The organism is Maricaulis sp. B-26 (assembly GCF_056857855.1).
Genome location: NZ_JBSXNX010000023.1, coordinates 125,725 through 148,645, shown reverse-complemented (window position 1 = coordinate 148,645; position 22,921 = coordinate 125,725). Strand labels below are relative to the sequence as shown.

The window sequence follows — 22,921 nt, the reverse complement described above, 5'->3', positions numbered from 1 at the left end:
TAATTGCGGCGACCGAACCGTTCGAGCACCTCGCCTGTCCCGCCACACAATTTCCAGGCAATGGGTGTCGATCGGTTCGGTTCAGCGCCGCATATCCGTAAAGGCTGCGAAGCTATGCGTCCCAAGGGTTCAAAGGCTTGCTGGCCTTCGCTTGACGAAACCACCAGTGTTTTCGAGCGATGATTGGATAGTTGTTCTCCACGAAGAGAATCTGCAAATCGCGGTGAAGCGTCATCATCTCATCTGCATATGCCAGCGGACGCTGCACATCGTCATACGAGATAGTTTTCGAATGGCCCGTAGTGGACGAGCTACTTGGGTAAGACGTGGTTGCCGATGAGGACGATCCGAAGCTGATGGAACGCTTTTTCATCGTCGTCATGCCGGTCAAATGTTCCGCGTATTTCGCCGTCTCATAGTCGCGGCTTCCAAAATACTGGAACACGCCTGCATTGCTGACGAAGGTCTGCCAGCCCTTATCGCCGTAGAGGCGCATGAGCTGAGACAGGTCTTGTGTAACCGCCCAAAGCTGTACGCCAAGGCCCGCCATCGTCCCGAAGGCTGTCTCAATAATCTTCAGTCTTTCGAGGGCTGCAAACTCATCCAAAATCACGCGCACCGGCTCAGCATCTGACTTCGCAGGGGTGCGTGTCAGATCGATCATGGCGCTTGAGATCATCAACCGAAGCCAGCGATTGAACGTCGAGAGACGATCCAAAGGCAGCACCAGATAAATCGTCGTCGGCGCATCGGCAGTTTTAAGATCGGAGAACTTGAAGTCTGACTTGGCCAGGCTGTCACGGATTTTAGGGCTATCGAGAAAATGCGTGTTTGATTGCGCCGAGGAGATCACACCAGAGCGTTCCTTCTCCGCCTTCTGAGCAATGCGGAAAGCGGCGGCGCTCACCAGCGGATGAGGCGAGACCGCCATCCGCATCAAAATCTCATCCATCGTGCCAGGAAGATTCTCATCTTCCGTATCCGCAGCCGGAGGCAGCGACAGGATATCCCGGACCCGGCCAAGCGTTCGGTTGCCCTCTTCTTCAGGAGCAACGACGACATAGAGGATGAAACCAGCAATCAGCGCTTTGGCCTCATCGCTCCAAAATGGCTCTTTGTCAGTTGAGACAACGAGCGCGTCGGCGAGTTGCATCGCGTCCGATCCAAGGTCTGGATCATCTGCACGAAGAGCGTCCAAAGGATTGAAATGGGCATGGAAGCCCGCATCGGCCCCAGGGCCAAACTTGTCAGCTTCTTGAGCAATGCCCCATGGGTCTACAATTTTGATATTGTGACCCATCGCAGCACGCTTTGCTGCCGTGCGCCGCGCATTCTCGCCTTTGGGATCAATGACGAGAATTGAGCTTTTTGACCGGAGAAGGTTCGGAATGATTGCAGCAGCTCCTTTACCCGTTCGCGTCGGCGCGACCGTCAATGCGTGCATGTCGCCCCGATAGACGAGCGGGACGCCTTTCTCTTGCTCTTTGCCGAGGAAAAGACCGTCTCCCTTGTCCATTGAACCAATCAGGTCGGCATCTGTGATGTCATCGAACGTCGCCCACCGTGAGGAGCCGAAGATGTCCGGTATTTCCGTAGGCGGTCTGATGACGAGAAGAAACTTCGCCGCCAGGGCAATGCCCGCGCTAAAGCCAGTGATGAAGGCCAGCATCGACGCCATGGATGTTGTCGATGCAGAGTCGCTTGTGTCTCCGATGAGGACGAGCAACGCGCACAGAACAACGAGCGCCACCCATCCATGCTTGTGAACAACCCAACGCCAAAAGGCGAGGATTGCGACCAATCCAACCCCGAGCACAAATCCGCCCATGAGGCTGCTTAACGTGAGGCCGCGCATTGGGTTCATGGCAGCGCCAAGATCACCGCCGCCGATTGGCATGCCATAGGCATCATATTGGATTTGATTGCCGCCGCTTTCTTCGCCGCTGAAACCAAAGCTCACGACGGCCACCGTGACGGCCACACCGAAGACAGCGATCGCGCCCCAGCCAAGCCATTTGAGAAATGGTTTGGGATCAGGTTTAACCTTCGATTTCGTCTCAGGTGACGATTTTGAGGGCGGCTTGCTCCTCAAAAACTTCTCAACCTTCCGCTTTGGACTTGGCTCTCTGGAAAGCGCTGTGTCAGCTAAATCTTGAATGCTGTCCCAGAGAGAGCGGAACCACGAAATTATTGGGTCCATCGTTTGGGCACTCCTCTTACGTTGAAAAACTGTCAACGTGTGTGAGTGCCGTTTATTATCGAAAGTTAAGCCAATCGCCCGTTTTGCGAAATTAGCGGCCAATGCCCGCAGATTTTTTCACTAACGGTCGCGTTCTCGATCTTGCTCTTTGCCGCGTTGCAAAAGAGCCCGCATACGATCGCGTGCAGCTTCATCGCGTTCGGGCGCGGCATACTTTGGAGCTGGCCGGATAGTTTCACCGCCCAGGCTCAACGAAGGTGGTCTGGGACGTGGCTTTTCCAGTTCGGGAAGTTCGGCTCCTTCTTCCTTTTGAGCCTCATCATCCAACTCTTGTGTGATGCGGTGAATGTCAGAGTTCCGGCGATCCGGGACGCCCGATCGCCGGTCATTGAGCCCTTCGAGCGCGTTCAAAAGGTCGCTCGACGGCTCCTCTTTTGGGGCGCCCGAAGCCTTCTCTTCGAAGGCATTTTTCGCCGCTCCTTTGTTCCGGGCGTGTTTCTCATCCCAGCTATCAGACACATCGCACTCCACGTCTCGATGGGAATCGACGTAGCACGGAAATCGTCAAAAGTGCAGTAAAGCCGGGTATTTCGCGGTTTTCACCCGATTTGGACGCGTTTTTTGACGCGCAAGGTGTGCGTTGTACTACAACGCCGACCTTGCCAAAGGGGCTGCTGCGCCCCCTGTTGGATACCCCAAGCCTTGGCGCTGACCAGGTATTGAACCTACCCAGCACCATCCAATCGTATCGCCGATTGATCCCTCATCAGAGGCGGAGAATGACCTCTCCCCTCCGACACCTCCCCATGTCCGAACAGCCTGCCGTTCGATCGCAGATCAGGTGAGCCTCCAAGCTCCCCCGATACCCCCATGGCCATGTCATGGAGACGACTTCATCGAGACCAACCGTGCGCCGTTTGGATGCCGTCAGCGTATCGCCGCTGAACTACTCGCAGGTGAGATTTCTGCTCTCCCTGCACCCATCGATCAAACGGGTTCCGTGCTCCCTGGAACATTGCTGTGAACATTATCGATGTTTTGCTTTTGTTCTATTTCTCGACTTGGTATAATATCTAGGTGTGATCACTAGAATACGAGATTCAAATGAGTGCCGAAAAATATAACCGTAGCATATCCCTTCTTTGCCCAACGTGTGGACATGATCAATTCCAGTATGATGACGAGGACGAATTGATCCCAGTTACTTGCCAGCAATGCAAGACCGAGATGTCTCGTGACGATTTGATCGAAGCGAATGCCGAGAACATCGAAATCAACAAGAATGAGGTCATCGGCGAAGTAACTAAAGATATCCAAAAGCAATTAAAAGACATGTTCAAGGGGAGCAAATGGAAAGCCCGGTAGCTGATTATTCTAGTCTCGCTAGCGCCATCATTGCGGGTCTGGCCCTCCTCGTCTCATTGGTGGCCTTGGTCCTCGGCGAGTTGCGTAATGCGCGGCAAAAAAAGTTCGTCGAGACCCAGCATGAGCTGAACGAACGGCTATTGGCGCGCGAGCTTCAAAACCTCCAGGCATCCAGCAAAGCTGATATGGGCGCGAAGCTCATAAAAATGGGAAAATCGAGCTACCGTGTGAAAGTATGGAATCAGGGTGAAGCCGTCGCACACAACGTCGACATTCGCATCCCAGAGGGCACCAACATTATTACCGAGCGAGAAGTGGCAGATAAATTCCCGATGGAATTTATGGAAAGACATAATTCTGTTGAGTTGCTCGCATTTGTCCACATGCAGACCGCGAGGAAGCAACCAATCGAAATTGTTTGGAGCGACGATGACGGGCAGAATAAGAGCAAGACCGTCTACCTCACATTTTGAGACCAATACGCAGCATTCCGTCTAGGCCGGTGCTGCCCGCCCTTCATTGTCTACAATTCACTTTTTAAAAAATGGGGCTTCATTATTCTCTACATAAGGTTGTAATGGCCCTTCACAATCGTGGCCACAATGGATACACTTTCAAAATGTCGGGAAAAGATTCCGGTTTCCGTATCCGCGTGGAACGAGACCTCCGTGAAAAATTCATAGAAGTCTGTCGCGCGCAGGATCGCCCAGCGGCGCAAGTCCTTCGGGATTACATGCGCGCGCACATCCGGGATCACGACGAAGAACAAGACAACAAGGATACGTCCGACCGTGAACGCAGTTGAAATTGAAGAAGCTATTTCGGAGCTAGCTGAGCAGCCATTTGAGCCGCAGGAGTTCCCGTTCGCGTTCCTTGAGGCGTTTGGCAACAAAGCCACCACGATCAAGAAGCTTCGATCTGGTGCGTCGAACAAATCAGATCAGGGCGGCGTTCTTCAAACCAACAACATCCATATCAAAGTCTGCAATCCTGGCACGGTGACGGAGACGCTTCGCGCGTTGAAGGAAAGCCCTGCGACGACAAAGGCCAAAGCCAAGTATGTGCTCGCGACTGATGGAAGCGAGTTCGAGGCGGAAGACCTGATTGGCGGCGAGACGGTCGCCTGTGCCTACAAAGACTTCCCCGACCACTTTGGCTTCTTTCTCTCGCTGGCGGGCATTTCGACCGTCAAGCAAATCCGCGAAAACGCCTTCGACATTAAGGCCACCAGTCGTCTGAACCGGCTCTATGTCGAGCTTTTGAAAGACAATCCTGAATGGGGGACGGAAGAACGCCGACACGACATGAACCACTTCATGGCGCGGCTGATTTTCTGCTTCTTTGCGGAAGACACGGATATCTTTGACGGTGAGAACCTGTTCACCGGCACTATCGAGCAAATGAGCGAACGCGATTCCTCAAACACGCATGAGGTTATTGGCGAGCTTTTCCGTGCGATGAACACGAAGTTTGAAGAGCGCGCCGAGGCCAAGATTCCACGCTGGGCCGACAAATTTCCGTACGTAAATGGTGGCCTGTTTTCCGGCTCGACAGACGTACCGCGTTTCAGCCGGATTGCGCAGCGCTATCTCTTCCATATCGGCAATCTCGATTGGAAGAAGATCAACCCAGATATCTTTGGATCGATGATTCAGGCCGTTGCGGATGATGAAGAACGCGGTGCTTTGGGCATGCATTACACAAGCGTGCCCAATATTTTGAAGGTGCTCAATCCGCTCTTTCTGGATGATCTCCGAGAGAAGCTGGAGGAAGCAGGCGATAACTCGCGCAAGCTTCTGAATCTTCGAAACCGGATCGCCAAAATCCGTGTCTTCGATCCGGCCTGCGGCTCAGGCAATTTCCTTGTGATCGCCTACAAGGAAATGCGGGCGATAGAAGCCGAAATCAACAAGCGGCGCGGCGAGAAAGAGCGTCGAACGGATATCCCGCTTACGAACTTTCGAGGCATCGAACTACGAGACTTCTCGGCAGAAATCGCGCGTCTCGCACTCATTATTGCAGAGTTCCAATGTGATGTTCTTTATCGCGGCCAGCAAGAAGCTTTGAAAGAGTTCCTGCCGTTGAATGCAATGAACTGGATCACCTGCGGCAATGCCCTTCGTCTGGATTGGCTGAGCATATGCCCGCCCACTGGAACAGGCGTGAAAATTTCTTCAGATGACTTGTTCGAAACGCCATTGGATCAAGCCGAGATCGATTTCGAGAACGAGGGAGGTGAAACATATATCTGTGGAAACCCACCGTATATCGGAAGGCGAAATCAAGACAAATTTCAGAAGAGCGATCTTAAGGCAATTCTCGGAGATCGGATAAAGTCTAGCGCCTCGCTGGACTACGTTTTCGGTTGGATTGAAAAGGCCTCTGACTTTGTAATCCATCAAAGCGGGGAATTCGCATTTGTTACAACAAACTCCGTTTCCCAAGGGACACAAGTACCAATCTATTGGCCACATCTATTCGGGAAAGGGCTTCGGATAAACTTCGCCCATCAATCATTCAAATGGGCGAACAGTGCCGCCAATAACGCGGGAGTTACTGTCGTAATAATCGGTGTGGGTAAAAATCGCCGAACAAAAAAGCTATTTGACGGTGATACGGTGCGAGAAGTGGATGAAATATCCCCGTATCTACTTCCAGGACATTCAGTTGTTGTGAGTGCGCAAAGCAGGCCGATCTCCCAAATCTCAAAAATGAACTATGGAAATTTGCCGGGAGACGGAAACCATCTATCACTAAATCAGTCTGAAAAAGATAAAATAATTAAAACCTACCCCGAAGCCGATCGTCTGATTCTGCCTTTATATGGAGCGCAAGAATTCATCAAAGGCCAGTGCCGGTATTGTATCTGGATCGATGACATTGATTTGCCGTTCGCTCGTTCAATACCTGAGATAGCCGCCCGAATCGAAAAAGTTCGGGAAACTCGGACGAACAGCAAAGACCCCAGCTACAACGCGTTGGCTGACCGCCCGCATCAGTATCGAGATCGAAATCTTCCTCGTGCTACGACGATCCTCGCGCCTCAAGTTTCATCTGAAACGCGGGAGTATTTGCCAACGACCATCCTGCCAGGGCGGATTGGAACGACAAATCAAGCGTTTGCTATATATGACGCGCCGCTTTGGAATTTATCTCTACTGGCCTCCAGATTGCACCTAGTTTGGATTGCAGCCATCTGCGGAAAGCTCGAAACACGGTTTCGGTACTCTAATACGATGGGGTGGAACACGTTCCCTGTTCCTAAGATGACCGAGAAAAACAAGGAAGACCTGTCTCAGTGCGCTGAAGGTATTCTTGTAGCAAGAGAGGCGCATTGGCCTGCCACCATCGCTGATCTCTACGATCCCGATAAAATGCCTGACGACCTGCGTGCTGCGCATGAGCGTAACGATGAAGTCCTTGAACGCATCTACATTGGGCGTCGTTTCAAGAATGACACTGAGAGGCTCGAAAAGCTGTTCGAGCTTTACACCAAAATGACGAAAACCAAGGGGGCGGCATGAGCGATCGACCCTACAGCCCCGGCGGTGATGCCAAAGTCATATCCGACATTGCTCAGCGCATTTTCGGTGACTTCACCGCCATGTTCGCCTACCACCAGTGGCCAGAGCGCGGCCAAGACATGATGCGCAAGGTTCAGACACGCGTCGTCGAAACCTATGGCAGCGTCCACGCCTTCGAGGCGCATTTCCAGGCCGTCGCGCGTGGCCGAGCCGATGTGAGTGAGGTCTGGACCGATGCCACCTCGGTCTTGTTCACTTCTTTCTGGGGATGGAGTCCGGAAACCTGGGGCACGGTTGGTTGGTCGGGCGATCGCGGCTTAACGCGCCGCGCCAATCTGATGGCGCAGCTATCCAACCCCTTCATCACGGTTTGTTATGTGACCAGCAATCAGACCGACACGGACCCTGATCTAAAAGGCAAGATTGCGGGCTTCTACCTTGTCAGTCACGACACTGGCGACCGTAATGAATTCACCCACCCCATCCACCACGGTCGGGAACCAGCTAAATGGCGTCATTCGAACCGCGCGCTGCGCGCCTTCAGCTATCTTCCGGAATATCGGCCAAGCGCGATGGAGATTTTCCCCGATCTGGGGCGTCATGCGCGCCATATTGCGGCGATGGGGGAGGTTCTCATCGATCCGCAGATCATCGCGCGTCTGAGAGCGATCCCCTGTGAAGAGGTCGAGATTTATCAGCCTGTTGCTGCGCAGACGTTATCCGAAGAAGAACCGCAGCGCGGGCTGGTTCGCGCCGGACCTGCGGCCAGCGAAGGCTATGAAGTGAGCCAAGGCTCACACAGCCTGCCGCGTGATCTCTACATACTCAGGCTGTCAGGGGATGTTTCCGCCTATCTCGGGCGGCAGGGGGAGACACGTTCAATCATCAAGATCGGCCTGTCCGCGAGTCCGGACCTACGCCGGCAAGCCTTGCAGAAGGCGATGCCACGTGGATCATTTCGCTGGACGGTGGATCGCACACGCAAGTCGTTGGGCTTGCCCTTATGCGCTAACCATGCCGTTGCCGTGCTCGGTGAGGACGCCATGAAGCGACATTTGGCCAGCCATGCAGAATGGCTTGGCGGCGAATTTTATCTCGCAAATGAAAACGATATTGAGACCGCGTGGCGACTTGGTTGTGCTGCCGTAAAAACAAACACTTGAGGTATTTATGAAAGAAAAATCTGTTCCATCAGTATCAGTTCAATATTCTGCCAATGGCAATTCGACCAAATCGAATGAGCTGGGCATGCGCCCGATGCAGGAACAGGTCTATGAAAAGCGAGGTGAGCAATACCTCCTGATCAAATCCCCTCCTGCTTCAGGGAAGAGCCGCGCACTCATGTTTGTCGCGCTCGACAAGCTGCACAATCAGGGTGTGAAGCAAGCGATCATCGTTGTGCCAGAGAAATCCATCGGTTCAAGCTTCAACGACGAGCCGCTTTCGAAATTCGGTTTCTGGGCTGACTGGGCAGTCGTTCCCAAGTGGAATCTTTGCAATGCGCCCGGGGAGGACGGCGGCAAAGTCAATTCCGTCAGCGCTTTCCTCGATAGCGCCGACCAGATTTTGGTCTGCACCCACGCGACCTTCCGCTTTGCCGTCGATAAGTTCGGGATCGAAGCCTTTGATGGCCGCCTGATTGCGGTCGATGAGTTCCACCACGTCTCGGCTAATCCCGACAACAAGCTTGGCCAGCATCTCGCCGCTCTGATCGCGCGCGACAAAGTTCATATCGTCGCGATGACGGGTTCCTATTTCCGTGGCGATGCCGACCCGGTTCTGATGCCCGAAGACGAAGTGAAATTCGAGCCGGTCACCTACACCTATTACGAGCAGCTCAATGGCTACACGTGGCTGAAATCGCTAGATATCGGCTACTTCTTCTATTCAGGAGCATACGCCGATGACATTCTTAAAGTGCTTGATCCCGATCAGAAGACAATCATTCACATTCCGAGCGTGAACTCCCGCGAGAGCACAAAAGACAAAATCCGCGAGGTGGAGCACATCATCGAGGAGCTGGGCGATTGGCAAGGGACCGACCCGACCACCGGCTTCCAACTGGTGAAGCGCCCAGATGGACGCATCCTCAAAATCGCCGACCTGGTCGATGACGACCCGTCCAAGCGCGACAAGGTTTCAGCCGCCCTCAAAGACCCCGCTCAAAAGAATAACCGCGATCATGTCGATATCATCATCGCCCTGGGCATGGCCAAGGAAGGCTTTGACTGGATTTGGTGTGAGCACGCTCTGACCGTTGGCTACCGTTCGAGCCTCACCGAGATTGTGCAGATCATTGGACGCGCGACACGCGACGCGGAAGGCAAAACGCGAGCCCGCTTCACCAATCTAATCGCCGAGCCTGATGCCTCCGAAGAAGCCGTGACTGAAGCGGTGAACGATACGCTGAAAGCCATCGCCGCAAGCTTGCTCATGGAGCAAGTTCTCGCACCACGCTTCAACTTCACACCTAAGAACCCGAATACCGGGCCGCAGGCAGATTTCGACTATGGCGAAGACGGCTACGATCCAAATAAATGCAATGTCGGTTTCAACGAGAACAGTGGCCAGTTCCAGATCGAAATCAAGGGTCTGAAAGAACCAAAGACACAAGAGGCTGAACGAATTTGCCGCGAAGACCTGAACGAGGTCATCACCGCATTCGTACAGGATAAAGCCTCTATCGAGCGCGGCTTGTTCGATGAGGAGTTGGTACCAGAAGAGCTGACCCAGGTGCGTATGGGTAAGATCATCAAGGATCGCTACCCCGAGCTGGATGAAGACGATCAGGAAGCTGTGCGTCAACGCGCTATCGCGGCGCTGAACCTCACCCAAGAAGCGAAGAAAGCCGCCAATGAAAGCGGCGACAACGAAATCAAAGCGAATACAGCTTTTGTCGAAGGCGTCCGCAAATACGTTACCGACGTACGCGAGTTGGATATCGACCTGATCGACCGGATCAATCCGTTCTCTGAGGCTTATGCCATCCTCTCCAAAACTATGAACGAAGATCGCTTGAAACAGGTCAAAGCCATCATGTCCGGCAAGCAGGTCAAGCTTACCGCTGAAGAGGCGCGCGACCTCGCTAAACGCGCCCTGAAGTTCAAGCAGGAACGTGGACGTTTGCCGTCGATTACCTCGCAGGATGCCTGGGAAAAGAAAATGGCCGAAGGCGTCGCCTTCCTCGCCCGCATGAAAGCGGAGGCTGCCAATGGCTAAAGAGTTCACAGAAGAAGATGATGCCCTATTAGCCGAGTTAGGCGTTAAGGTCGAAGCTAAGAAAGCGGTCACACGGACGCCGCGCGAGGAGCGCATTATCGCGGGCTTTGAAGAAATTCAGCGCTTCGTCGAAGAACATGATCGCGTCCCGCAGCACGGCGAAGAGCGAGATATTTTCGAGCGTCTCTATGCCGTCCGGCTTGATCGTATCCGCAAGCTGGAAGAGTGCCGAGCCTTGGTCGAACCGCTCGATCACCAAGGGCTTGTGGCAGGAACATCGTCAGCGGACTCGCCTGATGTAGAAGAACTTGATGATGATGCCCTTCTCCGCGAACTGGGCGTTGAGAGCGAAACTGCATCGATCACCGAATTGCGTCATGTTCGATCGGCTGCTGAGAAGCGGGCAGCGGAAGAAGTTGCCAATCGTGAGAAGTGCGAGGATTTTGAGAAGTTCAAGCCGCTATTCGATCAAGTCCAACACGAACTCGATACCGGAATGAGAACCACCCGCCCGTTTGAGCGGAAAGCGGAAATTGCGCCTGGACGCTTCTTTGTCGTTGGCGGTCAGAAAGCCTACGTGGCTCATATGGACGAGGCATTCTTGACGCCACAGGGCATGACCGATGCGCGTCTCCGCGTGATTTTCGACAACGGTACTGAGAGCAACATGCTAATGCGGTCGCTTCAACGAGCGCTTCACAAGGATGAAGCTGGACGCCGCATCACCGATCCCTCGGCTGGCCCTTTGTTCGGAGGAGAGCAGGAAGACGAAGACCTGGCCAGCGGAACAATTTACGTGCTGAGGAGCAAATCCAGCCATCCGGTCGTAGCTGAAAATCGTGAGGTGCTGCACAAGATCGGCGTTACAGGCGGTAGCGTTGAGAAGCGCATCGCCAACGCAGCAAAAGATGCGACTTATCTTCTGGCCGACGTCGAGGTCGTCGCGACTTACGAGCTATTCAATATCAATCGAAAAAAGTTCGAACGCCTAATGCACCGCGTCTTTGAGCCCGCGAGATTGCAAATTGACATCAAAGACCGCTTTGGAAATCCGGTTGAGCCGCGTGAGTGGTTCCTGGTCCCGCTCTTCGTGATCAACGAAGCGATTGAAAAATTCAAGGACGGTACGATCAGCGAGTATCTTTACTCTCCTGACGTGGCGGGCTTGGTCCAGACGAATGAAGTTTCTAGGCGGTAGATATGACCACGCTTCCCAAACCCGCCTTTTCAATAACAGCAAATTACTTAGGTCCGATATTCGCGCTTAGCGGTGACCTCACAAAGTACAATCAAAATCTAATATTTGCCCGTAATGGAACCGGTAAGTCCTTCCTATCGCGCGCGCTGCGCTATTTGGACTTAGAAGCCCAGGGTCGCGACATTTCTGATGCTGCTAAAAATCTAATTTCAGATGAATCTTCTGATGGTAAAGGGAGCTTCTCGTTCTCACGCGGCACGAATGTATTGGGTTCCCTGCACCTCGAAAAGCCAACCGATAGAGTATCTGCTAGCGTAACCGATACTATCTTTCATGTGTTTTCCGAAGATTTCGTGCAGGAAGAGCTGAGAGAGCGCGAATATGAAATTGATGGTGAGATCGAAAATCGGATCTCAGTTGATAGCGAGAACATTAAACTCAAGGATACCCAGGACTCTCTGGAAAAGGTCGCTGCAGAAGAGCAGGCTGCTATTTCAGCGCTTCGCGAAAAATACGATAAGGAAAAACTAGCTGAGCTTCACGAGAAAGCGGGCAGCAACAAACAGCTCCGGGAATATAAAGCTCTAAGCCTCGACAGCCTGCTTGAGCGCTTTGCCGAAAAGCCGGAGCCTCCCGAGCAATGCTTTGCAGATATCCTCAAGGATTTGGACAGCCTCAAAGCGATTCCGGCGGAACCAATATATCCAGATATTCTGGGCTTGATCAGAAGTGACGATATAGAGCTTGGGTTATTGGAAGCCTCGCTCCAACGAGTGACTTCCCTGTCAAGCGTCTCCGAAGAGATTAAGAAGAAGATCGATACCCATCACGGCTTCTATGAAACCGGTGCAACAATCATTCAGGACGAGCACCGCACGACATGTCCGCTTTGCGAGCAGGGAATTACAGCCCCCGGTCCGAAGGCCATAATCGATGCCTATATCGCATATTTTGAGGACGAAGAGGAAAAGCACAAAGCGGAGCTTCGGAAGTTCTTCGCCAAGCTCAACCAAAAAGAGGCTGAGCTGAAAGATGCCGAAACGCAGGTCGCGAGACAGAAATCGCGATTGAACAAGCTTAAGCGCTTTGTTCCGTCCAGAAAAGACACCGAAATCAATGACGGGGATTTGGAGTTCAAGGAGGTTCAGACGGTCATCACCTCTATTAAGAGCGCCATCCAAGAGAAGGCTGGCGCGCTGTACACCCCGCACTCGCTACCAAGTGTCGACCTCACTGCCTGCATCACTGGCATCAACAAGATCATAGAAGAAAACAACATCAAGGTCTCGGAGCTCAACGGGGCTATCGAAAAATCCGACGAGGAGCGCAAATCTTTGCAACGCAAAGCATGCGAGGTGTTTGATCGTGAGTTTGCGATCAGCAACTGGGCGGATGTCGTAGCCTTGAGGTTACTCAGGGGTGTCACCAAAAGCAGGCAGGACGAATTGACGGCACTTGAGAAGTCAAGCCCGTCTACCGACGCTCGTGTTCGTGTCGCGGAAACCTTCGAGCTTCTTCTCAAGGAGTTCTTTGCGAACAAATATGTCTTTGACAAAGACAATTTCGTTCTCAAACGCGGCGATCACGAGATGATGCGCGGTCCGCACCGCACGTTAAGTGATGGAGAGAAGACTGCGATCGCCTTCTGTTACTTCATAGCATGCGTTCATCGGAAGGTGACCTCGAACAGCGATTACAGGAAGCTCTTCCTAGTGTTTGACGACCCGGTGACTTCGATGTCGTATGATTTTGTGTTTGCTATCGCGCAGACGCTTAAGCACCTTGGCATTTCAGACAAGGGCGAGATTTCCATCAATCCCGGCAAGATAGACGGCAACAAAGTCGTGCGGCCTGAGCTTCTGATCCTCACCCACAGCAGCTATTTCTTCAATATTTCCCGGACGAACAAGGTTGTCAAAGACGAGGCAACTTTCTCTCTTTCTACTGATGGCGTCACACATAAAATTTCCCACCTGAGGAGCTATGTGGCTCCGTTTGAGCAACAGCTTGCGCACGTCTACCAGGTTGCGAACGGCAACAATCCCGATCACGGCACCGGCAATGCGATCCGGTCTGTACTGGAAGCGGTTGGGCGTTTTTGCAGGCCTGACAAATCTGAGAGCCTTGAGGTCTTTGTGTCCTATCTTGCTGGAGAGGAGGGCTTCAGTATCAAAAGCATAATGATCAACTCTCTTTGTCATGGAACCTACTATGACGAGGCTCCTACAGACGATGACCTAAAGCTGGCTTGCCAAGAAGCACTCTCAGTCGTCGAGAAATATGCCTCTGGACAAATCGCTATCATTCAATCCCAACCGTAAGGCTGATCACTCGCCTTAAAGAACTTCAAGCTTTGTTCCCATAGACGCACTGATTACCGTTCCCGATCCAGATCCCGTGATAATCGTGCTTTCGCGGAGTGTTGTAGATGCTTGCGCATTTGCTCATATCTGCGTTGCTCATCAGTGAGAGTGAGTTTCAAGTCCGCTTGACGCTGATACTGTTGTTTCTGCTCGCGGTTCAACTCGCGGCGCTGCTCCAAATGCTCGAAGATAAGCGCGTCTCGTTCAGAGCGGTCACGCATCACACACTGCCAAGCCTCAAGTTCATTTTGCTTTTTGATCCGACGCTTTTCCCCACGAAGAATATCCCACACACCAGCGATCCCAGAACGATAGCGATCCTGTCGTCTTTGGGCTTCGGCAGTCCTGCGCTTGCGATGACGTTCTTGTAGCGCCCTTCTCTCCGCACGTTGCACGCGGACAAGCTCTTTCCGTTGCTGATTTAGAGCCTCACGCTCCAATCTCGCCTTGGCGCGCCGTTCAGCTTCCAGGCGTTGCATCGCCGGTGTCATGGCCAATGCGATCTCGGCCTTGGCCGCCTCGACACTCATCAGAGGGGCAGAAGGCCCGACCTTTTCGCGAACGGCCTTCGTTTTGATGCCAAGCCACTTGGGAAGTGAATAAATCTCGCAGTCGCGATCAAGGACAACAAAGCCGCGTCGGTCGCCCTTGGCGAGGGTGAAACCCCTTTCTTCGAGCGCTTGCACCAATGCCGACTTGGAATCGGAAATTGCCCAAGCATCTTGCAGCGCTGATTTGATCGCTCGTGGGTCCTTCCCAATGCGCCGAGCCTGTTGCCATTCGGCGAGCGAGAAATTCTTCGGATCACGGGCGTCGCGATCAATCAGACCAGTCGGCAACTCCCAACCATGCTCTCTGTAGATTTCGCGGGATACGTCTCGCAGCTTTCTGTGAGAATGAGAAAGCTGGATCGCTTTCATGTTGATCGTATCGATCCGGCTCCACACAGCATGAGCATGACGACGTCCATTCTTTTCATGAAAGACGATGGCACGAGGCTGGCCTTCAAGTCCGAGCTTTTTCTCGACCTTATCAATCGCGGCCTCAAACTCTGCAACAGCCACCAATTCCTTTTCGGGTGGATTCAGGCTCAGCGAGAACAAAAACTGTTTGCAGCGCGTGCCCTTGCTGATCGCCTGCGCTTCTCCAAAAGCGCCCATCAGGTCATCGGCGACAAAACCGCGAAGTTCATAAAGCTCGACGTGATCGTTTTCCTCTTTCATGAGGTGAATGGCCAGGTCTTTCGCGCCGCCGCGTTGATTGCCATTGAGGATCATGACGGCCCCTCAGTGCCCGTCCGAAGTGCCCTCATCAGTTCGTCGCGCATGGTCTGGATATCAGCGCAAGCGCTTACCAGCTCAGCTTCAAGATCAGGCCCCAAAGGCAGTGTCCCGTTGTTGATGCCTTTTGCAATCTGATTGAGGTTGGAGGCGAGCCGTGAATTGCCCAAGATGCTCAGCGCTCTTGCTAGAGCTATGCGGTCAACAGTTGGCCTGCGTTGGCGTGACTTTCGCGGCTCTGCATCATCGCCGAACAGGCGCTTTCTGATATACGCGCCGAGCGACATGCCATTGGCCATGTGTTCGAGCTTTGCGCGCTCTCCAACGGTCAGACGGAGGGAGAATGGCGGTGCAGGCTTTGATTTGTCTTGCTGCGCCGCAGCGGTCTTGAAACGGGCGCTAACGCCCAGCTTTGCTGCTTTCTCTAGGCCGCTCATAGCTGCGGCCCCTTTGGCTTCTGAGAGATAGCCTTGAAGTCTATCTCAGAGTGTTTGAGTTGGTGCTCCCAATCCTGTAATGTTTCAAATAGCGCGTTCGAAGAATTTCCTTCAAGGCGCGCCATTTCCTTGATCTCATGGCAATTCGTTGAGCCCTCACCTGCGACCGCTTCGGGCGCTGACGGGTGCTGTCGGGGCGGCTATGTGCGCCATGAAAAACCCCGCTCGAAGGAGCGGGGTTTTTTTGTGTCTTCAAGGCGCGATCGCGTCAGGCGCGGCGCTTTTGCGGGGCGGCGTCATCGCCCGGGCCGCCCTGAAGGCGGGATCCGACGGCGTCCAGGATCTTCCAGTCGCAGTCGTCGTCGCCGCTCTGGTAGAGCGTGCCGTCGATCATGGCGGCCGCGGTCTCGTCGCCCGGTGCGTCGGTGCCGGCCATGCCGGCGAGCAGATCGGCGCTGCCTCTGAGGGCCACGACAGGCTTGCCGGCATCGCCGAAGCGGCGGCTCAGCTCGATGGCGCTCGGCTTCAGGCGGGAGGCGCCGTCCAGCAGGATCAGCGCGTCATAGGCGTCCGGATCGGTCTCCTCGGTGGTCTGTGCCACGGCGAAGTTGATTTCAGCATTCCCGTTATATCCGCGCAGGAGGGCGTGTTGATCCGACACCAGGACGGCACGGCGATTGTGCCGGTTCAGGGCTTCTGTGGCGCTCTGCATCTGCTGGATATTGACGGACTCGGCAACGAAAGCGGCGACCCTGCGCGGGCGTTCACGGTGTCTCATAAAGCTAAATTGTCTCCATCGTTAAAGAATCTCGAACGCTGATGCGTCTCCGAGAAATAAATTCGTGTCTAAGGGATAGTGTTATACGGAAAAGAATCAAGGGTCGCGTGTGCGCATAAAATAGAATGAGCGGCAAATTTCACGGTTTGCGCTTTCCTTGAATTTCGAATTGCGGTGCCATATTACTTATGAACTTCCGATCAACGCTTCTCAGGTGATTTTTTTCTTTCAAATACAGTTTCAATACAGGAGGTCTGTTTCGCATGTGTGGAATTGCCGGCGACTTGTCGTTCAGCCAATCGTCTTCCGATCCGGAAGCACTGGCCCGAATGAGTCAGGCGATGCGACGGCGAGGGCCTGACGGAAACGGTATTGTCTTGCGCGATGGCGTCGGCCTCGCGCACCGGCGGCTGAAGATCATCGATCTGTCCGAAGCCGGCGCGCAGCCCATGGTCGATTCCGAGCTCGGCCTGAGCCTCGCCTTCAACGGCTGTATCTACAATCACCGTGAATTGCGCGCGGAGCTCGAGGCGAAGGGATATCGCTTTTTCTCCACCAGCGACACGGAAGTGATCCTGAAGGGCTGGCACGCCTGGGGGCGCGATCTGCCGGAACGGCTCAAGGGCATGTTCGCCTTCGCCATAACCGAGCGCGACAGCGGCCGGGTCGTGCTGTGCCGCGATAGGCAGGGCATCAAGCCGCTCTATCTCGCCGAACGTCCGGACGGGCTGCGCTTCGCCTCGTCGCTGCCGGCTCTGCTGGCGGCCGGCGATATCGATCGCAATATCGACCCGGTCGCCCTGCACCATTATTTCAGCTTTCATGCCGTGGTCCCGTCGCCGCGCACCCTGTTCGAGGGCGTGCGCAAGCTGCCGCCGGCGACCCTGCTGGAGATCGAGCCGGATGGTCGGCGCCGCGAGAGCGTCTACTGGCAGTGCGACTACACGCTGCCTGCGGGCGAAGCGGCCCTGTCGCCGGGCGAATGGCATGACCGCATCCATACCGCACTGCGCGACGCGGTGCGCCGCCGCATGGTCGCCGATGTGCCCATCGGCGTGCTGCTCTCGGGCGGGCTGGACAGTTCGCTGATCGTCGCGCTGCTCGCCGAGGCCGGCGTGACCGGTCTCAACACCTTTTCCATCGGTTTCGAGACCGTGGGCGGGGAGGCCGGCGACGAGTTCAAATACTCCGACATCATCGCCGAGCGTTTCGGCACGCATCACCACAAGATGGAGATTGCGGCGTCGCGGGCGCTCGATGCGCTGCCGGGGGCGATCTCGGCCATGTCGGAGCCGATGACCAGTCATGACTGCGTGGGTTTCTATCTTCTTTCGGAAGAGGTCTCCAAGCATGTGAAGGTGGTGCAGTCCGGTCAGGGCGCCGACGAGGCGTTCGCGGGGTATCACTGGTACCCGCCCATGGCGGGCGCGAACGACGCTTTTGCCACCTATCGCGACGCCTTTTTCGACCGCTCGCACGAAGAGATGGGCGAACTGCTGCAGCCGGGATGGCTCGGAGCCGACCATGCGGGCGAATATGTACGCGATCACTTCGAGCGCGGCGGTGCGGCTTCGCCGCTGGACAAGGCGCTAAGGCTCGACACCCAGGTCATGCTGGTCGACGACCCGGTAAAGCGGGTGGACAACATGACCATGGCCTGGGGGCTGGAGGCGCGTGTGCCCTTCCTCGACCACGAGGTCATCGAGCTGGCGGCGCGCTGCCCGGCCGAGCTTCATCTCGAGCAGGAAGGCAAGGGCGTGCTCAAACATCTGGCCCGCGAAATCCTGCCGCACGAGGTCATCGACCGGCCCAAGGGCTATTTCCCGGTGCCGGCCCTGAAATATCTGCGCGGCGATTTCCTCGACATGGTCGCAGACGCGGTCCGCTCTCAGGGCTTCCGCGATCGCGGCCTGGTGCGGGACGAGTATGTGGAGACCCTTCTGCGCGACCCCGAGGCGCACATCACCAAGCTGCGCGGATCCAAGCTCTGGCAGATCGGGGTGCTGGCGCTTTGGCTGGAGACACATGACGCACCGGCACGGGCCGGTGCACTGGAGGCTGCGGCATGAGTCGTTCGAGCACAGGTACGAAGACGCGGACGGCATCCGGCGCGATGTCCTACCGGCTTCGGCGCAAGCGCGAGCAATCCCTGCTGCCGCGGGATGAAGGCGTTGCCGCGGACGGTTCCGAATTGCCGAAAATCGATCCCGAGGTCAGCCTGGATTGCGGCTGGGGGCAGCTCGTTTTCGCTCACACTTTCTCCGATCAGCAGGCGCTGATCGACCGATTGCTGGCGGAAAGGCCCGGTCGGCGGGATATCGCCTTCTATGTGCGCGATCCGCACGTCCTGCTGGCCCTGGCGCCGCAGGACATCTTCCTCGATCCGTCGCACACCTACCGGCGCGACCTGTCCACTTTTCGCGATGCCGGCGATCCGCCGCGCGGCTTCTCGGTTCGCCGGCTCTGCACGCGCAGCGATGCCGATGCCGTCAACCGGATCTATTCGGCCTGCGGCATGGTCTCGGTCGATCCCGATTTCTTCTGGGAGCGCCGCGACAGCCGTTGCCTGACCTATTTCGTGGCGGTCGACGAGAGCTCCGGAGAGATCATCGGATCGGTGACCGGGGTCGACCATGCCCGCTGTTTCAGCGATCCGGAGAATGGTGCATCGCTCTGGTGCCTCGCCGTCGACCCGCGCGCCAATCATGCCCGGGTGGGCGAGGCGCTGACGCGACACCTGCTCGCCCATTATGCCGCGCGCGGGTCGGCCTATGTCGACCTCTCGGTGATCCATGACAACGAGTCCGCGATCGGGCTCTACGAGCGTCTCGGCTTCGAGCGGACGCCCTTCTTTACCGTCAAGCGGAAGAACCCGATCAATGAGAAGCTCTTTACCGGCGACACGCTGGAGGAGGGCCTCAATCCCTATGCGGAGATTATCGTGCAGGAAGCCCGCCGCCGCGGGATCTCCGTGGATGTGCTGGACGCGGAAGGCGGCTTTTTCCGGCTCACCTTCGGCGGGCGCTCGATCGTCTGCCGGGAATCGCTCACAGAACTGACGACCGCGATCGCCATGAGCCGCTGCGACGACAAGGCGGTGACGCGCCGCCTGATGCGCGAGATCGGGCTGGAAGTGGCCGAGGCGGTCGACGGCGAGGATTTCGAGGCGGCGCTGGGTCTACTCGAGCGCAGCGGCTCGGTTGTCGTCAAGCCCGCACGCGGCGAGCAGGGTCGAGGGGTCACGGTCGATATACGATCTCGCGAGGACCTCGAGACCGCAATCGAAACGGCCCGGGCCTTCTGTCCGCAAGTGCTGGTGGAGACCTGTGTCGCCGGCGATGATCTTCGGGTCATCGTGATCGACGGGGCGGTGGTCGCCGGTGCTCTTCGCAAGCGACCGGAAATATCCGGTGACGGCAAGAAGACGGTGAGGGCGCTCATCGAGGGGCTGAGCCGCCGTCGCGAAGCCGCAACCGGCGGGGAGAGCCGGATCCCGCTCGATGCGGAGACCGAGCGCTGTGTCCGGGCGGCGGGGTATGGCCTGGACGATGTTCTGGACGCGTCGGAGACGCTCGAAGTGCGCCGCACGGCCAATCTGCATACGGGCGGGACGCTGCACGATGTGACGGATCTCCTGCATCCGCGCATCGTGGAAGCCTCGATCGCGGCGGCACGGGCGCTCGACATGCCCGTCGTCGGGCTCGACTTCATCGTCAAGGCGCCGGTGCTCGACGAATTCGTCTTCATCGAGGCGAATGAGCGTCCCGGCCTCGCCAATCATGAACCCCAGCCGGTGGTCGAGCGTTTCATCGATCTGCTCTTCCCCCAGACCATTCGCATCGATGTACCCAGACCTGGAGACGAGGATGCAAGGCATTGAAATTGATGAAGACTATCTTCGCGATACCCTGAAGACCCTGCTCGCGATCCCCAGCCCGAGCGGCTATACGGACGAGATCGCGCGCTGGTGCGGCGAGGAACTGGAACGGCTCGGCGTCGAATTCGAGCTGACGCGGCGCGGCGCGATCCGGTCGCGACTTCCCGGCCGGCGCGAACAGCCGGCGCGCGCCATCATCTCGCATGTCGACACACTGGGCGCGCAGGTCTCCTATCTCAAGGACAATGGACGCCTTTCCCTTGTCCCGATCGGGCACTGGTCGGCGCGCTTCGCGGAGGGCGCGCGCTGCACGATCTTCACGGAGCACGGCAGCTATCGCGGCTCCATCCTGCCGCTGAAGGCTTCCGGCCATGTCTATAACAAGGAGATCGACACCCAGCCGGTCGCCTGGAGCCAGGTCGAGCTGCGAATCGACGCGCCCATGCATACGGATATCGAGGCTGCCGCCCTTGGCGTGGCCGCCGTCGACGCGAAGGCGCTGGGCATTGCTGTCGGCGACTTCGTCGCCATCGACCCCTGCACGGAATATCTGCAGAACGGTTTCGTGGTTTCACGCCATCTCGACGACAAGGGCGGCGTGGCCGCGATGCTCACGGCATTGAAAGCGCTTCGCGACAATGACGTGACGCCGCCGGTGGACACGCTTTTCCTGTTCTCGATATCCGAGGAGGTCGGGGTCGGGGCGTCATCCATCCTGACCCATGACGTGGCCTCCATGGTGGCCGTCGACAATGGTGCCGTGGCGCCGGGGCAGAATTCCAAGGAAACGGGCGTGACGATCGGCATGGCCGATATGACCGGACCCTTCGACTATCATCTGACCACCAAGCTTCTTCACCTCGCCCGCGATCATTCCATCCCGCATCAGCGGGATGTGTTCCGCTATTACCGTTCCGATGCGGCCTCGGCGATCGAGGGCGGGGCGGATGTGCGTACGGCTCTGGTCACCTTCGGGATCGACGCTTCGCACGGCTATGAGCGCGTGCACGAGAACGCACTTTTCTCCGTGGCACGCCTGCTCGGCGCCTATGCGATGAGCGAGGTGGAGATCAAGCGCGACGCTGCACCGTCCGGCGATCTGTCGGGCTTTACCGAACAGCCCACCGAGCCGGCGGAGGGCGGCTAGTTGCGCCAGTAGCCGCCCGGTTCCTCGTCATCAGGGTCCTCGTCGTCAGGGTCCTCGTCGGCCGGGGCCTCGTGCTCCGGAGTCGTGCCGCCCGTCTTGTCCGAGGGAAAGGAGCGGGCCTGAGACTGCCGCTCGAAACCGTAATCATACTCGCCGTCGAAACCCTCTCCCGTTTCGGCCCCGGCTTCCGCCTCCTCACCGGCTACTTCCGTGAGTTCGACGACGGCGATACTCGTGGCCGAGGTTGGTTCGAAGTCGGACTTGTCGCCCTCCCGAACGGGCGGCGTATCCGTGCGGCGATAGATCATGGCGAGTGCGAGCCCTGCCAGTGCCACAGCGGCGAAAAGGAAGAGACCGGACGGGCCGGTCAGGCTCATCACCGAACTGGCGCCGAGCGGGCCGATAATGGAGCCGAGCGCCCAGACCATGAGAATGCCCGACATCATGCTGGTGGCATCGCCTTCCGGAGCGCGGTCCGCGGCGTGTGCGACCGCAATGCCGTAATAGGAAAGAGCGCCGGCGCCCCAGATGGCGGCGATCCCGTAAATCGCACCCTGCGGCAGAATGCCGGAGAAGAGCGCGAGCACGAGCGCAGCCGCACCGCTGATGATCGCGAGGGCGGCAATCACGATGCGCCGGTCCATGCGGTCGGAAATGATGCCTGCCGGCCACTGGGCGAGGACCGACCCGCCGATCAGGGCCGCGTTGAAGATGGCGGCTGTCTGCGCCATCGCGGACCCTGCGCCGCCGAGACTGCCGCTATAGACGGCATAGAGCTGAAGCACGGCACCGTTGACGAGGCCTGCCGTGAAGGCGGCAATGATCGCTGACGGCGCGATCTGCCAGACCCGTAGCGGGCTGAAGGGCTCTGTCTCCGGGATGCGGGGATGGGCGCGATTGGTGGCGCAGGCCGGTATCAGGCTGGCTGTGAAGAGTGCGGCGACAATGAGAAAGCCGGTCGCGGCTCCGGGGGGAACCGAGGCGGCCAGGAAAGGCCCGGTCATGAAGCCGACCTTCGAGGCAACCAGATAGAAGCCGAGAATGGCGCCCCGGTGTTCGCTGGGCGCCGCATCGGCGATCCAGCTCTCTCCGGAAGCCAGCAGGCCCGCGACGCACATCCCCATGATGAACTGCATCAGCATCCACCAGACCAATGCATCATTGGCGTGAAGCAGGGCAGCTGCGATCGAGGCGGCGGCGGCGAAGGCGGCGACGGCCCGGATATGACCGATACGCCGGATCTCCTTCGGTGCGAGGTGCGCGCCCAGCAGGAAGCCGAGTGCATAGCCGGTCACGATGATGCCGATTTTCAGCGAAGACGCGCCCTGGGCGAGAAGTGTGAGCGGGCCGACGACGGACAGGGCGCCCACCGCCGCCTGCATGACCGTCAGGGCCAGTACGATGGCGGCGACATTGCGATAGCCTTCCACCGCTGCATTGCGGGGGAGCGTCGTATCATCGGGGAAATCCGTCATGAGGCTGCCGTCTTTGTCGCGTGTGTGGGCGGGGCGGCCGGTGCAAGGGCCGGAGAGC

General features: G+C 56.7%; 16 protein-coding genes. 10 read left to right on the top strand and 6 right to left on the bottom strand.

The window, feature by feature from the left end; genetic code table 11:
• Positions 1-112: 112 nt before the first annotated feature.
• Together AC13HB_RS10015 and AC13HB_RS10010 are read right to left on the bottom strand one after the other, a co-directional pair.
• Positions 113-2,200: a type IV secretory system conjugative DNA transfer family protein gene (locus AC13HB_RS10015; protein ID WP_482949606.1), complete on the bottom strand. Its 2,088-nt coding sequence runs from the start codon at positions 2,198-2,200 to the stop codon at positions 113-115.
• A gap of 120 nt (positions 2,201-2,320) precedes the next feature.
• Complete coding sequence (locus AC13HB_RS10010; protein WP_482949605.1) at positions 2,321-2,719, bottom strand: hypothetical protein; 399 nt, start codon at positions 2,717-2,719, stop codon at positions 2,321-2,323.
• 585 nt (positions 2,720-3,304) lie between these two features.
• On the opposite strand from AC13HB_RS10010, the gene AC13HB_RS10005 reads away from it, so the two are divergent.
• From AC13HB_RS10005 to AC13HB_RS09975, 7 genes are all read left to right on the top strand, one after another.
• Positions 3,305-3,565 carry an ECs_2282 family putative zinc-binding protein gene (locus tag AC13HB_RS10005; RefSeq protein WP_482949604.1) on the top strand — a complete coding sequence of 87 codons (261 nt, stop codon included), beginning with the start codon at positions 3,305-3,307 and terminating at the stop codon, positions 3,563-3,565.
• Entirely contained in the window at positions 3,550-4,038 is a 489-nt protein-coding gene (locus AC13HB_RS10000) for a hypothetical protein (RefSeq protein ID WP_482949603.1), read from the top strand. The genes AC13HB_RS10005 and AC13HB_RS10000 overlap by 16 nt, the downstream gene beginning before the upstream one ends.
• Before the next feature lie 318 nt (positions 4,039-4,356).
• Positions 4,357-7,089 (top strand): class I SAM-dependent DNA methyltransferase, encoded by a 2,733-nt coding sequence (locus AC13HB_RS09995; RefSeq protein WP_482949602.1) that lies wholly within the window; start codon positions 4,357-4,359, stop codon positions 7,087-7,089.
• Positions 7,086-8,252 carry a hypothetical protein gene (locus AC13HB_RS09990; protein WP_482949601.1) on the top strand — a complete coding sequence of 389 codons (1,167 nt, stop codon included), beginning with the start codon at positions 7,086-7,088 and terminating at the stop codon, positions 8,250-8,252. The genes AC13HB_RS09995 and AC13HB_RS09990 overlap by 4 nt, the downstream gene beginning before the upstream one ends.
• A 7-nt stretch (positions 8,253-8,259) precedes the next feature.
• A complete protein-coding gene (locus tag AC13HB_RS09985) occupies positions 8,260-10,308 on the top strand; it encodes a DEAD/DEAH box helicase (protein WP_482949600.1) in 2,049 nt (682 codons plus the stop codon).
• Complete coding sequence (locus AC13HB_RS09980) at positions 10,301-11,506, top strand: GIY-YIG nuclease family protein (RefSeq protein WP_482949599.1); 1,206 nt, start codon at positions 10,301-10,303, stop codon at positions 11,504-11,506. The genes AC13HB_RS09985 and AC13HB_RS09980 overlap by 8 nt, the downstream gene beginning before the upstream one ends.
• A gap of 2 nt (positions 11,507-11,508) precedes the next feature.
• Positions 11,509-13,827 carry an AAA family ATPase gene (locus AC13HB_RS09975; RefSeq protein ID WP_482949598.1) on the top strand — a complete coding sequence of 773 codons (2,319 nt, stop codon included), beginning with the start codon at positions 11,509-11,511 and terminating at the stop codon, positions 13,825-13,827.
• A 53-nt stretch (positions 13,828-13,880) separates the two neighbouring features.
• Here the strand turns inward: AC13HB_RS09975 and AC13HB_RS09970 are convergent, their stop codons facing one another.
• The 3 genes from AC13HB_RS09970 to AC13HB_RS09960 form a co-directional block, all read right to left on the bottom strand.
• Entirely contained in the window at positions 13,881-15,146 is a 1,266-nt protein-coding gene (locus AC13HB_RS09970) for a relaxase/mobilization nuclease domain-containing protein (protein ID WP_482949597.1), read from the bottom strand.
• The gene (locus tag AC13HB_RS09965; RefSeq protein WP_482949596.1) at positions 15,143-15,586 is read right to left on the bottom strand and encodes a hypothetical protein; all 444 of its coding nucleotides are present in this window, start codon (positions 15,584-15,586) and stop codon (positions 15,143-15,145) included. Before AC13HB_RS09965 ends, AC13HB_RS09970 begins: the two co-directional genes overlap by 4 nt.
• A gap of 268 nt (positions 15,587-15,854) precedes the next feature.
• Complete coding sequence (locus AC13HB_RS09960) at positions 15,855-16,364, bottom strand: hypothetical protein (RefSeq protein WP_482949595.1); 510 nt, start codon at positions 16,362-16,364, stop codon at positions 15,855-15,857.
• Positions 16,365-16,627: 263 nt separating this feature from the next.
• On the opposite strand from AC13HB_RS09960, the gene AC13HB_RS09955 reads away from it, so the two are divergent.
• The 3 genes from AC13HB_RS09955 to AC13HB_RS09945 are packed head-to-tail and all read left to right on the top strand — an operon-like array spanning position 16,628 to position 21,388.
• A complete protein-coding gene (locus tag AC13HB_RS09955; protein WP_482949594.1) occupies positions 16,628-18,433 on the top strand; it encodes an N-acetylglutaminylglutamine amidotransferase in 1,806 nt (601 codons plus the stop codon).
• On the top strand, positions 18,430-20,244 hold the full coding sequence (gene ngg / locus AC13HB_RS09950) for an N-acetylglutaminylglutamine synthetase (protein WP_482949593.1): 1,815 nt from the start codon (positions 18,430-18,432) through the stop codon (positions 20,242-20,244). The genes AC13HB_RS09955 and ngg overlap by 4 nt, the downstream gene beginning before the upstream one ends.
• Positions 20,231-21,388 carry an osmoprotectant NAGGN system M42 family peptidase gene (locus AC13HB_RS09945; protein ID WP_482949592.1) on the top strand — a complete coding sequence of 386 codons (1,158 nt, stop codon included), beginning with the start codon at positions 20,231-20,233 and terminating at the stop codon, positions 21,386-21,388. Before ngg ends, AC13HB_RS09945 begins: the two co-directional genes overlap by 14 nt.
• Here AC13HB_RS09945 and AC13HB_RS09940 read toward each other — a convergent pair.
• Entirely contained in the window at positions 21,385-22,863 is a 1,479-nt protein-coding gene (locus AC13HB_RS09940; protein WP_482949591.1) for an MFS transporter, read from the bottom strand. The two genes, AC13HB_RS09945 and AC13HB_RS09940, sit on opposite strands and share 4 nt — an antisense overlap.
• Between the last annotated feature and the right edge of the window lie 58 nt (positions 22,864-22,921).

Bases quoted from the DNA above. Each gene is read 5' to 3' on its own strand.
- AC13HB_RS10015 (WP_482949606.1), bottom strand. From the start codon at position 2,200: ATGGACCCAATAATTTCGTGGTTCCGCTCTCTCTGGGACAGCATTCAA.
- AC13HB_RS10005 (WP_482949604.1), top strand. From the start codon at position 3,305: ATGAGTGCCGAAAAATATAACCGTAGCATATCCCTTCTTTGCCCAACG.
- AC13HB_RS10000 (WP_482949603.1), top strand. From the start codon at position 3,550: ATGGAAAGCCCGGTAGCTGATTATTCTAGTCTCGCTAGCGCCATCATT.
- AC13HB_RS09990 (WP_482949601.1), top strand. From the start codon at position 7,086: ATGAGCGATCGACCCTACAGCCCCGGCGGTGATGCCAAAGTCATATCC.
- AC13HB_RS09985 (WP_482949600.1), top strand. From the start codon at position 8,260: ATGAAAGAAAAATCTGTTCCATCAGTATCAGTTCAATATTCTGCCAAT.
- AC13HB_RS09980 (WP_482949599.1), top strand. From the start codon at position 10,301: ATGGCTAAAGAGTTCACAGAAGAAGATGATGCCCTATTAGCCGAGTTA.
- AC13HB_RS09975 (WP_482949598.1), top strand. From the start codon at position 11,509: ATGACCACGCTTCCCAAACCCGCCTTTTCAATAACAGCAAATTACTTA.
- AC13HB_RS09970 (WP_482949597.1), bottom strand. From the start codon at position 15,146: ATGATCCTCAATGGCAATCAACGCGGCGGCGCGAAAGACCTGGCCATT.
- AC13HB_RS09965 (WP_482949596.1), bottom strand. From the start codon at position 15,586: ATGAGCGGCCTAGAGAAAGCAGCAAAGCTGGGCGTTAGCGCCCGTTTC.
- AC13HB_RS09960 (WP_482949595.1), bottom strand. From the start codon at position 16,364: ATGAGACACCGTGAACGCCCGCGCAGGGTCGCCGCTTTCGTTGCCGAG.
- AC13HB_RS09955 (WP_482949594.1), top strand. From the start codon at position 16,628: ATGTGTGGAATTGCCGGCGACTTGTCGTTCAGCCAATCGTCTTCCGAT.
- ngg (WP_482949593.1), top strand. From the start codon at position 18,430: ATGAGTCGTTCGAGCACAGGTACGAAGACGCGGACGGCATCCGGCGCG.
- AC13HB_RS09945 (WP_482949592.1), top strand. From the start codon at position 20,231: ATGCAAGGCATTGAAATTGATGAAGACTATCTTCGCGATACCCTGAAG.
- AC13HB_RS09940 (WP_482949591.1), bottom strand. From the start codon at position 22,863: ATGACGGATTTCCCCGATGATACGACGCTCCCCCGCAATGCAGCGGTG.